A 12397-nucleotide genomic window follows, 5' to 3' on the forward strand; every position below is an offset into this window, starting at 1 on the left:
CGCGTGCGCCCCGTTTGTGCGACGGGCCGCTCCGGGTGGCAGCATGGGCTGAGTGAGCGTCGCGCCAATTGAGATCGAACGTACGGAATCGGCCGAGGAGAACCAGGCGGTCGTCGAACCGGATGTGCCCTGGGTGACCCTCGTGCACAACGATCCGGTCAATCTGATGAGCTATGTGACCTACGTCTTCCAGGCGTACTTCGGTTACTCCAAGGACAAGGCGCACAAGCTGATGCTCGACGTGCACCACAAGGGCCGCGCGGTGGTCTCCAGCGGCACGCGCGAGGAGATGGAACGGGACGTGCAGGCGATGCACGGCTACGGCCTGTGGGCGACGCTGTCGCAGGACCGCGGCTGATGGCCGGGCACTTCGAGGCGCTGCCGGGCGGCGGCGCGGCCGTGGCGCTCGACGAGGTCGAGGTCTCCATCCTCCGCTCCCTCGCCGTCCAGCTCCTGGAGCTGATCGGGCCGGGTGACGAGCCCGTCGAGGGCGAGGACCCGCTGGCCGCGCTCTTCGCCGAGGGGCCGAGCGAGGCGCCCAGCGACCCGGCGCTCAAGCGGCTCTTCCCCGACGCGTACGGCGACGAGGACGAGGAGCTGCGGGCCGCGGCGGCCGACTTCCGCCGCTTCACCGAGAACGACCTGCGGGCCCGCAAGCGGGAGGACGCCCTCACGGTGATCCGCTCCCTGGACGCGCTGGACACGCTGGACTCCGCGGACGCCCTGGACTCCGCGGAGACGCCGTCCTCGCCCGGCGAGGGCGAGGTGGTCCTCAAGCTCACCGCCGACGAGTCCCGGGCCTGGCTCGGCGCGCTCAACGACCTGCGGCTGACGATCGGGACCCGCCTGGAGGTCACCGACGAGGACGAGAACGGCGAGCTGTACCGGCTGCCGGACTCCGACCCCCGCAAGCCGATGGTGATGGCGTACCTCTGGCTCGGCGCGCTCCAGGAATCCCTCGTCGAGACGCTGATGCCGTAGGGCCACCGGCGGGAGACGTCTCGTTCGCTCAGCGGACACTCAAATCCGCATAACGAATACGTCACCAAACTCTTCTGCCTTGCCGTGTTGAGTCCCCTTTGCCCGCTTCTTCCTGTGGTGTGCGCCACATTCGCGCCCCCCGATCACTGTTTCCCCCGTGATAAATCTTCACGACCGCCCGGGGACGCCACCCCTGTTCCCGGGGGCGCTTCGGCCGGCTGACCGCCGGTGGCACTCCATCCACATCCGGGGGGATCAGGACCTGATCCGCGGCAGACGCAGTCGGCGCGGATCAGCATGGAGAAAGGCGCACCACCATGACCTCAGTGCAGGTCGACAAGGAATACGACGGCACCGACGGGGCCGTGGGCGGCGGCGAGGGCTACCAGCGTGGCCTCGGCGCCCGGCAGATCCAGATGATCGCGATCGGCGGCGCCATCGGCACCGGCCTCTTCCTCGGCGCCGGCAAGGCCATCGCCAAGGCCGGCCCCAGCCTGATCCTCGCCTACGCCATCGCGGGCCTGGTCATCTTCTTCATCATGCGCGCCCTGGGCGAGCTGCTCATGTACCGCCCGGTGTCGGGCTCCTTCGCGGAGTACGCCCGTGAGTTCATCGGCCCCTTCTGGGGCTTCGTGACCGGCTGGACGTACTGGCTCTTCTGGGTCGTCACCGGCATTACCGAGGTCACGGCCGCCGCCACCTACATGACGTACTGGTGGAACATCCCGCAATGGATCTCGGCGCTGGTCTTCACCGTCATCCTCTACGGCGCCAACCTGATCTCCGTGAAGCTCTTCGGTGAGCTGGAGTTCTGGTTCTCCATGGTCAAGGTCACCGCCATCATCGGCATGATCCTGATCTGCGCCGGCATCCTCACCATCGGCTTCTCCGACGCCGGCGACACCGCCTCCGTGACCCACCTGTGGGACCAGGGCGGCTTCTTCCCCACCGGCATCGGCAACACGCTGATGACCCTCCAGATCGTCATGTTCGCCTTCCTCGCGGTCGAGCTGGTCGGCGTCACCGCCGGCGAGTCCAAGGACCCGAAGACGGTCCTGCCCAAGGCGATCAACACCGTGCCGTGGCGCATCGCCGTCTTCTACGTCGGCGCGCTGATCATGATCCTGTCGGTCGTCCCGTGGACGCACTTCAAGCCGGGCATCTCGCCGTTCGTCGCCGCCTTCGAGCAGATGGGCCTCGGCGTCGGCGCCGCCATCGTCAACTTCGTGGTGCTGACCGCGGCCCTGTCCTCCTGCAACTCGGGCATGTACTCCACCGGCCGCATGCTGCGCGACCTCGCGCTCAACGGCCAGGGCCCGAAGGTCTTCACCCGGCTCACCAAGAACGGCACCCCGCTGCTCGGCCTGACCTTCTCGGCCGCGCTGATGCTCGTCGGCGTCTGGATCAACTACGTCGCCCCGGGCAAGGCCTTCGAGTACGTCGTCTCCTTCGCGACCATCTCCGGCATGTGGGCGTGGATCATGATCCTGGTCTGCCAGATCCGCTACCGCGCCAAGGCGAACCGCGGCGAGCTCCCCGAGTCCACCTTCAAGGCCCCCGGAGCCCCGTACACCAGCTGGTTCGCGCTCCTCTTCATCGGCATGGTCATCGTGATGATGGGCATCGACGAGGGCGCCCGCACCGCCCTGTACTGCGCGCCGGTCTGGGGCCTCGTCCTGGGCGTCGCCTACCTGGTGCTGAAGTCCCGCAACCCCGAGGGCGCGGCCTTCGCCAAGCGCTCGTAAAGAGCCTCTGTCCAGCATTCGGGCCGTCCCGTACCACTCCTCGGTACAGGGCGGCCCGTCTGTCTATCCTGTCGGACATGCTGACCATCACACGGGCCCTGTACGACCAGATCGTCGAACACTCCCGCGCGGACCACCCCGACGAGGCCTGCGGCGTGGTCGCGGGCCCGGTGGGCAGCGGCCGCCCCGAGCGGTTCATCCCCATGCTGAACGCCGCGCGCTCGCCCACGTTCTACGAGTTCGACTCGGCCGACCTGCTGAAGCTGTACCGCGAGATGGACGACCGGGACGAGGAGCCCGTGATCATCTACCACTCGCACACGGCGACCGAGGCCTACCCCTCCCGTACGGACATCTCGTACGCGAACGAGCCCGCCGCCCACTACGTCCTGGTCTCCACGGCCGACACCGACGGCGCGGGACCCTTCCAGTTCCGCTCCTTCAGCATCGTCGAGGGCGTCGTCACCGAGGAAGAGGTCCAGGTCGTCGAGGCCTACGTGGAGGCCTGAGCGCCCGCGGCACCCGCGCTCGTACGGAAGCGGGCGAGGTACGCGGAGGGTGTCACCCCGACATGCCGGGCGAACGCCCTGCGCAGGCTCTCGTCGCTGCCCAGGCCGCTGCGCGCCGCCGCGCCCGTGACGCTCGCCCCGCCCTCCAGCAGGAGCCGGGCCGCCTCCACCCGTACCCGCTCCACATAGGCGGCCGGCGTCGCCCCGATCTGCTCCCGGAACAGCCGGGCCAGATGCCGGGCGCTCACCCCCGCCCGCCGCGCGAGCGCCGGCCCGCTGTGGTCGGCCCCCGGATCCGCCGCCACCGCGTCGAGCAGCGGCCGGACCACCGGATGGACCGTCGGGGGAGTGCGCGAGGCGGCCGAGAACTGCGACTGCCCGCCCGGCCGCTGCAGGAACACCACCAGGTCACGGGCGACCGCACGCGCCGCCGCCGGCCCGTGGTCCTCCTCCACCAGGGCCAGACACAGGTCGATCCCGGCCGTCACCCCCGCCGAGGTGAATACCTCCCCGTCGCGCACATGGATCGCGTCGGGCGTCACCTCCACCTCCGGATGGCGGCGGGCCAGCTCCGCCGCGTGCTCCCAGTGCGTCGTCGCCCGCCGCCCGTCGAGCAGCCCGGCCGCCGCCAGCGCGAACGCCCCCGTGCACACCGACGCCACCCGCCGCGACCGCCCCGCGAGCTCCGCGACCAGAGCGACCATCCCCGGCGCCGTCACGAACCGGTCCACGTCGACCGCGCCCGGCACGATCAGCGTGTCCGCGCCGCCCACCTGCTCCGGGGCGCAGTCGGCGCCGATCCGCAGCCCGGCCGAGGTGCGCACGTCCCGCCCGTCGGGCGTGCACACCCGCACCTCGTAACCCGATCCGGCCGTGGTGAACACCTCCAGCGGAGCGGAGACGTCGAGCAGCCGGACACCGTCGAAAGCCAGCACCACCACGGACCGAATCATGTGGCCCGTCATGTGTTCCGTCGTCTGTTCCGTCACGTGTCCCATTCTGTGGGGTGCCTGTCCGTACGGACATGGCGAGGCCCGGGGCCCGGCCGGGAGGCTTGCCCCATGGACCCGATGACCCTGATCCCCGACAGCCCGCTCGCCACCGCCGCCACCGCGCTCGTCCGCGACACCACGAGCGAGCTCGTCTACCACCACTCCCGCCGCGTGTACCTCTTCGGCGCCCTCCAGGGCCGCGCCCGCGGCCTCGCCTTCGACCCCGAACTGCTCTACGTCGGCGCCATGTTCCACGACCTCGGCCTCGGCGAGGCCCACCGGGACAGCGGCCGCCGCTTCGAGGTCGACGGCGCCGAGGAGGCCGCCCGCTTCCTGCGCTCCCACGGGGTCGACGAGGACGCCGTACGCCGGGTCTGGACCGCCATCGCCCTGCACACCACCCCCGGTGTCCCGGAGTTCATGGAGCCCGAGGTGGCGCTGGTGACGGCGGGCGTGGAGTACGACGTGCTGGGCATCGGCTACGAGGACCCGGCCGCCGTCGCGCCCGAGGACCGGGCCGCGATCGTCGCCCTGCACCCGCGCCCCGACTTCAAGCGCCGGATCCTCCAGGCCTTCACGGAGGGGATCGCGCCCCGGCCGGCGACGACGTTCGGCAACGTGAAGGCGGACGTCCTGCGGCACTTCGTCCCCGGCTTCCGCCCCGGCGACTTCGTCGAGACCATCCGCGGATCCGCCTGGCCCGAATGACGGCCACCGGAGGGGGCCGAGGCGTCGCCGCAGGGCCGCCCGAAGCGGTTCTCGCCCCGGCCCTGCCGACGACCGTCCACGGTGTCGCGGCCGAGGTCATTCCGCATCCGACGACCGGTACACCGACCGTCGTCCACCTGCCCGGTCCGCCTGTCGAGCACGATCTGTCCGTCATGTGAGATCACATTCCGGAACCCGGACCGGGAATCGATACGATGACCGCATGGTTTCCCACGACGTGAGCGAACAGACGCCGGGCACACCCCTGCTCGTAGCCCGTCTGCACGTCGACCTGTGCCGCCTCGCCAGCGCGATGTGTACGTCCCGCGCTGCGCTCTGAGCACCGATCGAAGCACCGAAGCACCGAAACACCCCAGCAGCGATCAACCGCCCGAGCGCACCTCCCAGCACGACCCCCCTCGCGCGGGGGCCCCCGCCGCGCGCCCACCACGCCACTCCCGACAGGAGCCCACGCCATGGCCATCGAGGTCCGCATCCCGACCATCCTCCGCACCTACACCGACGGCCAGAAGGCCGTCGAGGGCAGCGGGGAGACCCTCGCCAAGCTCTTCACCGACCTGGAGACGCGCCACCCCGGGATCGAGGCCCGCATCGTGGACGGCGGCAAGCTGCGCCGCTTCGTCAACGTGTACCTCAACGACGAGGACGTGCGCTTCCTGAACGGCATCGACACCGAGCTCTCCGACGGCGACAGCGTCACGATCCTGCCGGCCGTCGCCGGCGGCATGGTCTGATCCAGATGCGTTACGACTCCCCGCTGGCGGCGGTCGGCAACACGCCCCTGGTCCGCCTGCCCCGGCTCTCGCCCTCGGACGACGTCCGGATCTGGGCGAAGCTGGAGGACCGCAACCCCACCGGCTCCGTCAAGGACCGGCCCGCGCTCCACATGATCGAGCAGGCGGAGAAGGACGGCCGGCTCACCCCCGGCTGCACGATCCTGGAGCCCACCAGCGGCAACACCGGCATCTCGCTGGCCATGGCCGCCCGGCTCAAGGGCTACAACATCGTCTGCGTGATGCCGGAGAACACCAGCGAGGAGCGCCGCCAGCTGCTCGCCATGTGGGGCGCGGAGATCATCTCGTCCCCGGCGGCGGGCGGGTCGAACACGGCGGTACGGGTCGCCAAGGAGCTGGCGGCCGAGAACCCCACGTGGGTGATGCTCTACCAGTACGGCAACCCGGACAACGCGGGCGCCCACTACGCCACCACCGGCCCCGAGATCCTGGCCGACCTGCCCTCGATCACCCACTTCGTGGCGGGCCTGGGCACCACGGGCACGCTCATGGGCGTCGGCCGCTACCTGCGCGAGCACAAGCCGGACATCAAGATCGTCGCCGCCGAGCCGCGGTACGACGACCTGGTGTACGGACTGCGGAACCTGGACGAGGGCTTTGTCCCCGAGCTGTACGACGCCTCGGTCCTCACCACCCGCTTCTCGGTCGGCTCGGCCGACGCCGTGACCCGTACCCGGGAACTCCTCCAGCAGGAGGGGATCTTCGCGGGCGTCTCGACGGGTGCGGCGCTGCACGCGGCGATCGGGGTCGGCAACAAGGCGGTGAAGGCGGGCGAGAGCGCGGACATCGTCTTCGTCGTCGCGGACGGCGGCTGGAAGTATCTGTCGACCGGCGTCTACACGGCGGCCACCACGGAAGAGGCCATCGAGACACTCCAGGGCCAGCTCTGGGCGTAGCCCGCGGCCCGGCCCCTTTCGGGGGTTCTACGACAGATGGCGGACCTGGTCCCATACGACCGGGTCCGCCGTTCCCACTCTCCGGCGGAACTCCCACACCGGGACCTCGCGCAACTCGTCCGTCTCCAGGAAGCTCGGCCGTCCGTGCGCGTCCCCCACGGAACCCGGCGGCAGCGCGATCACCCCGGGCCGCTCGTCGTGGTACTTGCTGGTGATCTTGGCGACCAGCGCGCGGTCACCCCGCAGCGACAGGACCAGGCACGGCCGGTCCTTGGAGCCCGGACCGTCCTCGTAGGGCACGTCCGCCCACCAGATCTCGCCCGACCGGGGGATCCGCGCCGGCATCCGGCCCGGAGTCCGCGCCGGTGTCCGTCCCGGGGCGGTGGGCCGTCCGGGCGGCCGCGTCCGCCCCCCGGGCCGCCGGGACGAGCGCCCCCGGCCGTCCGCGAGCGCGACGACCAGCGCGAGCACCACGACCGCGAGCAGGGCCGGCCACCACGACGTGTCCATACCCCATGACGTTACCGGCGGGCCGCACCCCGCGCCCACCCGCCCCAGGTCCATCCGAACCGGTGACAGAGCCCGTGAGTTCGCCCACAACGGGCCGATGCGGAGGAGCGACGGAGCCCCCCGCGCCTTACGCTCGACAGATCGCACGACCTCCCCTCAGGACCCCCCAGGGCCCCTCAGGACCCCTTCAGCGACTCCCCAGCGTCTGTCCCGCACCGTCCACGGACACCCTTCCACGGAGGTTCACGCTCCATGAAGCTCACCGTCGTCGGCTGCTCAGGGTCGTTCCCGTCCGCGGATTCGGCCTGTTCGAGCTACCTCGTAGAGGCCGACGGCTTCCGGCTGCTCCTCGACATGGGCAACGGCGCCCTGGGCGAGCTGCAGCGCCACATCGGTCTGTACGACCTCGACGCCATCTTCCTCAGCCACCTCCACGCAGATCACTGCATCGACATGTGCGGATATTTCGTCGCGCGCTACTACCGCCACGAGGGCGGCCGTTGCGACGCGATCCCGGTCTTCGCCCCCGAGGGCGCGGAGCAGCGTCTGACCACGGCCTACGCGGACTCGCCCTCGGACAAGGCGATGAGCGAGGTCTTCGACTTCCAGACGCTGAAGCCGGGCTCCTTCCAGGTCGGCCCGTTCTCCGTCCGTACGGAGAAGGTCTGCCATCCGGTGGAGGCGTACGGCATCCGGATCGAGCACGGCGGCCGTTCGCTCACGTACTCCGGCGACACGGGCGCCTGCGACGCGCTGCACGAACTGGCGGTCGGCACCGACCTGTTCCTGTGCGAGGCCTCCTTCACCCACGGCAAGGAGGACATCCCGGCCCTCCACCTCAACGGCCGCGAGGCGGGCGCCGAGGCGGCCCGCTCCCGGGTCGGCCGCCTGGTCCTGACCCACATCCCGCCGTGGACGGACGGGGCCAAGAACCTCGCGGACGCGCGCGCGGTCTACGACGGCCCCGCGGAACTGGCCCGGCCGGGCGCGGTCTACGAGATCTGAGGACGTACGGCTGAAGCCCCTGCCCTCCATGGAGGACAGGGGCTTCAGCCGTCACGGCGTACGGGCTACTTCGCCTCGGCCTTCTGCAGCTCGGCCAGCTCCTCGTCGGACTCGCGGCCCGGCGTCGGAAGGTTGAACTTGGTGATCGCGAAGCGGAAGACCACGTAGTAGACCGCCGCGAAGCAGAGGCCGACAAGCGCCAGGCCCCACGGGTTGGACGCGATGCCCAGGTTCAGCGTGAAGTCGACCGCGCCCGCGGAGAAGCCGAAGCCGTCCCGCATGCCCAGCGCCCAGGTCAGCGCCATGGAGACACCGGTCAGGACCGCGTGGATCGCGTAGAGCACCGGCGCGATGAACATGAACGTGAACTCGATGGGCTCGGTCACGCCGGTGACGAAGGAGGTCAGCGCGAGGGAGAACATCATGCCGCCGACGACCTTGCGGCGCTCCGGGCGGGCGCAGTGGACGATCGCGAGGCAGGCCGCCGGGAGGGCGAACATCATGATCGGGAAGAAGCCGGTCATGAACTGTCCGGCGGTCGGGTCACCGGCGAGGAAGCGGGCGATGTCGCCGCTCTTGCCCTCGTACGAGCCGGCCTGGAACCACGGGAACGAGTTCAGCAGGTGGTGCATGCCGACCGGGATCAGGGCGCGGTTGGCGACACCGAAGATGCCGGCGCCGACGGCGCCGGAGTCGACCAGGCTCTCACCGAACCAGTGCAGACCCGAGCCGAGCCACGGCCAGATCAGGCCGAACACGATGCCGGCGAGGAGGCCGGCGAAGGCGGAGAGGATCGGGACGAGACGGCGGCCGCCGAAGAAGCCCGCCCAGTCGGGCAGCTTGGTGCGGTAGAAGCGCTGGTAGAGCAGCGCCACGATGATGCCCATGACCACACCGCCGAGCACCTTGGCGTCGACCGCCTGCTCCACCATGGCGATCTTGCCGTCGACGATGGCTTCCTTCTTGGGCAGGCTGCTGTCCGTGAAGGTGCCGAGCACGGCCTTGAAGACCAGGTAGCCGGCGACGGCGGCCAGCGCGGTGGAGCCGTCGGACTTCTTGGCGAAGCCGATCGCGATGCCGACGGCGAAGAGCAGCGCCATGTTGTCGAGCAGCGCGCCGCCACCGGCGGCCATGTAGCCGGCGATCTTGGTGATGAAGGTCGGGAACGACTCCCTGCCGAGCATGTCGGGCTGACCGAAACGCACCAGGAGCGCGGCGGCGGGCAGCACCGCGACCGGCAGCATGAGGCTGCGGCCGATGCGCTGCATGACAGCCATGGCGCCCGCGCCCTTCTTCTTCTCCGCCGCGGGAGCGGCGTTAGCCGTGGACACAACTTCCTCCAGTGGGCACGGCGCCGCCGGAGGACAGGAAAAAGGGGGTGACGGCGGCGTCAGGGAACGCGGTGGTCTGGACCGCGTGGTCTACACCAATGAGTGGTGTAGACCAGTTTTAGCACGTGAGACTTAGATAAGGAACCTGCGAATTCTCCGTGCCCGTGCCATAGCGGAATGTGAACGCGTGCCGGGCGCGCGCACGCGAAAGGCCCCCGGACCGTGCGGTCCAGGGGCCGGTGCCGGCCTTCTCGGCTTACGGCGGCTTACGACGGCTTACGGCTTCGTGATGTCCCGCTCCATCTCCTCCTCGACCTCCTTCGGCTCCCGCCCCGGCGTCGGGATGTCGAACTTCGTGATCGCGAAGCGGAAGACCACGTAATAGACGACGGCGAAGCCGAGGCCGATCGGAATGATCAGCCAGGGCTTGGTGCCGAGGTGCCAGTTGACGACGTAGTCGATGAGGCCGGCCGAGAAGCTGAAGCCCGCGTGCACCCCCAGCGCCCAGGTGATCGCCATCGACGCACCCGTCAGCAGCGCGTGCACGCCGTACAGCAGCGGCGCGGCGAACATGAAGGAGAACTCCAGCGGCTCGGTCACGCCGGTGACGAACGACGTGAGGGCGACGGAGATCATCAGACCCGTCACCTCCTTGCGCCGCTCCGGGCGAGCGGTGTGCGCGATGGCCAGCGCGGCGGCCGGAAGACCGAACATCATGATCGGGAAGAAGCCCGACATGAACTGGCCCGCCGTCGGGTCCTCGGCGAAGAAGCGGGTCAGGTCGCCCTGGACGACGGTGCCGTCCGGCTTGGTGAACTCACCCGCCTGGAACCAGAAGAACGTGTTCAGGAACTGGTGCATCCCGATCGGGATCAGAAGCCGGTTGGCGACACCGAAGATCGCCGCGCCCCACGCCCCGAGGTTGATCAGCTGCTTGGCGAACCAGGTCAGGGCGTCGCCCACCGGCTCCCACAGCAGCCCGAACAGCACACCCAGCACCACGCAGAGGAACGCCATCATGATCGGGACGAGACGGCGGCCGTTGAAGAAGCCCAGCCAGTCGACCAGCTTCGTCCGGTGGAAGCGCTGCCACACGACCGCCGTGAGCAGACCGATCAGGATGCCGCCGAGCACCCCCGGGTTCTGCGGCACACCCTCCGGCACGTCCGCCGTCACCGTGCCCTCGCGCGGGAAGGCCTCCAGGACGTTGAAGTAGACGAGGAAGCCGACCACCGCGGCGAGCGCCGTGGAGCCGTCCGCCTTCTTGGCGAAGCCGATCGCGACACCGATGCAGAAGAGCAGGGGCAGACCGAAGGAGCCGTCCAGGATGGCCGTGCCGCCCTTGAGCAGCACCGCGGACGTCTTGTCCCAGAAGGCGCCGTGCAGGTACGCGGAGAAGAGATTGCCCAGACTGACCAGCAGACCGGCCGCCGGCAGCACGGCGACGGGGAGCTGAAGGCTGCGACCCACCTTCTGGAGCCCTTGGAAGAGGCTGCTCCGCCGGCTCTTGCGCGGCGCGGCGGCGGCGCTGTCGCTACTCATCGGCTTCCTCCCTGCCCCGGAACAAGCCGGGTCCGGCTCGCGTTGCACACTGGTGTAGACCAGTTGCGGTAGGCTCCCCGGAGCCCGCTGAGGGCAGGGCGCCGGTGATCGTCATCCTTCGACAGAACCAGGACGTCCGCTCGCGAAGCTGGGCCAACCGTGGGTTACCGTGACGAAGCGGACCTCCGGTGCGTCGAGACTCACGTTCTCCAAACGGAACGGACAGGGAGAAACACATGGCCAGCAAGGCTGAGAAGATCGTCGCCGGGCTCGGCGGCATCGACAACATCGAAGAGATCGAAGGCTGCATCACCCGCCTCCGCACCGAGGTCGTCGACCCCACCAAGGTGGACGAAGCCGCGCTCAAGGCCGCCGGCGCCCACGGCGTCGTGAAGATGGGCACCGCGATCCAGGTCGTCATCGGCACGGACGCCGACCCGATCGCCGCCGACATCGAAGACATGATGTGAGCCACTAGCCACCGCTAGCCACCCGCTCACCCGAGGAAGGGCCCGTTCCGGCAGCGGAACGGGCCCTCCTTCATGTACGGCATGTACGGATAGGCTCGACACATGTCTCGTATCGACGGCCGTACCCCCGAACAGCTCCGCCCCGTCACCATCGAACGCGGATGGAGCAAGCACGCCGAGGGCTCCGTCCTCGTCTCCTTCGGCGACACCAAGGTCTTCTGCACCGCCTCCGTCACCGAAGGCGTCCCGCGCTGGCGCAAGGGCAGCGGAGAGGGCTGGGTCACCGGCGAGTACTCGATGCTGCCGCGCTCCACCAACACCCGCGGCGACCGCGAATCCGTCCGCGGCAAGATCGGCGGCCGCACCCACGAGATCTCCCGCCTCATCGGCCGCTCCCTGCGCGCCGTCATCGACTACAAGGCGCTCGGCGAGAACACCATCGTCCTCGACTGCGACGTCCTCCAGGCCGACGGCGGCACCCGCACCGCCGCCATCACCGGCGCGTACGTCGCCCTCGCCGACGCCGTCGCCTGGGCCCAGGCCAAGAAACTCGTCAAAGTCGGCCGCAAGCCCCTCACCGGCACCGTCGCCGCCGTCTCCGTCGGCATCGTCGACGGCGTCCCCCTCCTCGACCTCTGCTACGAGGAGGACGTCCGCGCCGAGACCGACATGAACGTCGTCTGCACCGGCGACGGCCGCTTCGTCGAGGTCCAGGGCACCGCCGAGGCCGAGCCCTTCGACCGCAAGGAGCTCAACGCACTCCTCGACCTGGCCTCCGGCGGCTGCGCCGAACTCGCCGACATCCAGCGCAAGGCCCTCGAAGGCACACTCTGAGAACCTCGCGCGGCTTCACCGCGTCTTCGTGAACACGGGCGCACGGTCCGAACCGTGCG

16 protein-coding genes are annotated in these 12397 nt (G+C 69.8%); 12 read left to right on the forward strand and 4 right to left on the reverse strand.

The features are described 5' to 3' along the window. The first annotated feature begins 52 nt into the window (after positions 1-52). The 4 genes from clpS to ACF06X_RS00460 all read left to right on the forward strand — a co-directional run bounded on the left by clpS (position 53) and on the right by ACF06X_RS00460 (position 3235). On the forward strand, positions 53-358 hold the full coding sequence (clpS, locus tag ACF06X_RS00445) for an ATP-dependent Clp protease adapter ClpS (RefSeq protein ID WP_392284952.1): 306 nt from the start codon (positions 53-55) through the stop codon (positions 356-358). Further along, positions 358-981, forward strand: coding sequence for a DUF2017 domain-containing protein (locus ACF06X_RS00450; protein ID WP_392284953.1), 624 nt, complete (start codon positions 358-360; stop codon positions 979-981). The genes clpS and ACF06X_RS00450 overlap by 1 nt, the downstream gene beginning before the upstream one ends. Before the next feature lie 317 nt (positions 982-1298). Further along, positions 1299-2726 carry an amino acid permease gene (locus tag ACF06X_RS00455; protein WP_392284954.1) on the forward strand — a complete coding sequence of 476 codons (1428 nt, stop codon included), beginning with the start codon at positions 1299-1301 and terminating at the stop codon, positions 2724-2726. 77 nt (positions 2727-2803) lie between these two features. Continuing rightward, entirely contained in the window at positions 2804-3235 is a 432-nt protein-coding gene (locus ACF06X_RS00460) for a Mov34/MPN/PAD-1 family protein (RefSeq protein ID WP_392284955.1), read from the forward strand. On the opposite strand, the gene ACF06X_RS00465 is transcribed toward ACF06X_RS00460, so the two are convergent. Then, positions 3220-4224 carry a GlxA family transcriptional regulator gene (locus tag ACF06X_RS00465; RefSeq protein ID WP_392284956.1) on the reverse strand — a complete coding sequence of 335 codons (1005 nt, stop codon included), beginning with the start codon at positions 4222-4224 and terminating at the stop codon, positions 3220-3222. The two genes, ACF06X_RS00460 and ACF06X_RS00465, sit on opposite strands and share 16 nt — an antisense overlap. Before the next feature lie 72 nt (positions 4225-4296). Between ACF06X_RS00465 and ACF06X_RS00470 the strand changes: the two genes are divergently transcribed. The 5 genes from ACF06X_RS00470 to ACF06X_RS00490 all read left to right on the forward strand — a co-directional run bounded on the left by ACF06X_RS00470 (position 4297) and on the right by ACF06X_RS00490 (position 6646). After that, a complete protein-coding gene (locus ACF06X_RS00470) occupies positions 4297-4935 on the forward strand; it encodes an HD domain-containing protein (RefSeq protein ID WP_392284957.1) in 639 nt (212 codons plus the stop codon). Then, positions 4932-5114, forward strand: coding sequence for a hypothetical protein (locus tag ACF06X_RS00475; RefSeq protein ID WP_392284958.1), 183 nt, complete (start codon positions 4932-4934; stop codon positions 5112-5114). The genes ACF06X_RS00470 and ACF06X_RS00475 overlap by 4 nt, the downstream gene beginning before the upstream one ends. Before the next feature lie 44 nt (positions 5115-5158). Further along, positions 5159-5275, forward strand: coding sequence for a putative leader peptide (locus ACF06X_RS00480; RefSeq protein ID WP_332836496.1), 117 nt, complete (start codon positions 5159-5161; stop codon positions 5273-5275). A gap of 136 nt (positions 5276-5411) precedes the next feature. Then, positions 5412-5690 carry a MoaD/ThiS family protein gene (locus ACF06X_RS00485; RefSeq protein ID WP_392284959.1) on the forward strand — a complete coding sequence of 93 codons (279 nt, stop codon included), beginning with the start codon at positions 5412-5414 and terminating at the stop codon, positions 5688-5690. 5 nt (positions 5691-5695) lie between these two features. Next, the gene (locus ACF06X_RS00490) at positions 5696-6646 is read left to right on the forward strand and encodes a PLP-dependent cysteine synthase family protein (protein ID WP_392284960.1); all 951 of its coding nucleotides are present in this window, start codon (positions 5696-5698) and stop codon (positions 6644-6646) included. A gap of 27 nt (positions 6647-6673) precedes the next feature. Here ACF06X_RS00490 and ACF06X_RS00495 read toward each other — a convergent pair whose 3' ends face one another. After that, on the reverse strand, positions 6674-7156 hold the full coding sequence (locus tag ACF06X_RS00495) for a type II toxin-antitoxin system PemK/MazF family toxin (protein WP_392284961.1): 483 nt from the start codon (positions 7154-7156) through the stop codon (positions 6674-6676). Between the two features lie 252 nt (positions 7157-7408). Between ACF06X_RS00495 and ACF06X_RS00500 the strand changes: the two genes are divergently transcribed. Further along, entirely contained in the window at positions 7409-8161 is a 753-nt protein-coding gene (locus ACF06X_RS00500; protein ID WP_392284962.1) for an MBL fold metallo-hydrolase, read from the forward strand. Between the two features lie 65 nt (positions 8162-8226). Here ACF06X_RS00500 and ACF06X_RS00505 read toward each other — a convergent pair whose 3' ends face one another. Both ACF06X_RS00505 and ACF06X_RS00510 read right to left on the reverse strand, forming a co-directional pair. Beyond that, entirely contained in the window at positions 8227-9492 is a 1266-nt protein-coding gene (locus ACF06X_RS00505) for a PTS transporter subunit EIIC (protein ID WP_392284963.1), read from the reverse strand. A gap of 276 nt (positions 9493-9768) precedes the next feature. After that, positions 9769-11034 (reverse strand): PTS transporter subunit EIIC, encoded by a 1266-nt coding sequence (locus tag ACF06X_RS00510; RefSeq protein ID WP_392284964.1) that lies wholly within the window; start codon positions 11032-11034, stop codon positions 9769-9771. Between the two features lie 236 nt (positions 11035-11270). On the opposite strand from ACF06X_RS00510, the gene ACF06X_RS00515 reads away from it, so the two are divergent. Together ACF06X_RS00515 and rph are read left to right on the forward strand one after the other, a co-directional pair. Continuing rightward, complete coding sequence (locus ACF06X_RS00515; protein WP_392284965.1) at positions 11271-11504, forward strand: glucose PTS transporter subunit EIIB; 234 nt, start codon at positions 11271-11273, stop codon at positions 11502-11504. Positions 11505-11606: 102 nt separating this feature from the next. Next, on the forward strand, positions 11607-12338 hold the full coding sequence (rph, locus tag ACF06X_RS00520) for a ribonuclease PH (RefSeq protein WP_392284966.1): 732 nt from the start codon (positions 11607-11609) through the stop codon (positions 12336-12338). Positions 12339-12397: the final 59 nt, after the last annotated feature.

Source organism: Streptomyces sp. NPDC015346, assembly GCF_043078785.1.
GTDB lineage: Bacteria > Actinomycetota > Actinomycetes > Streptomycetales > Streptomycetaceae > Streptomyces.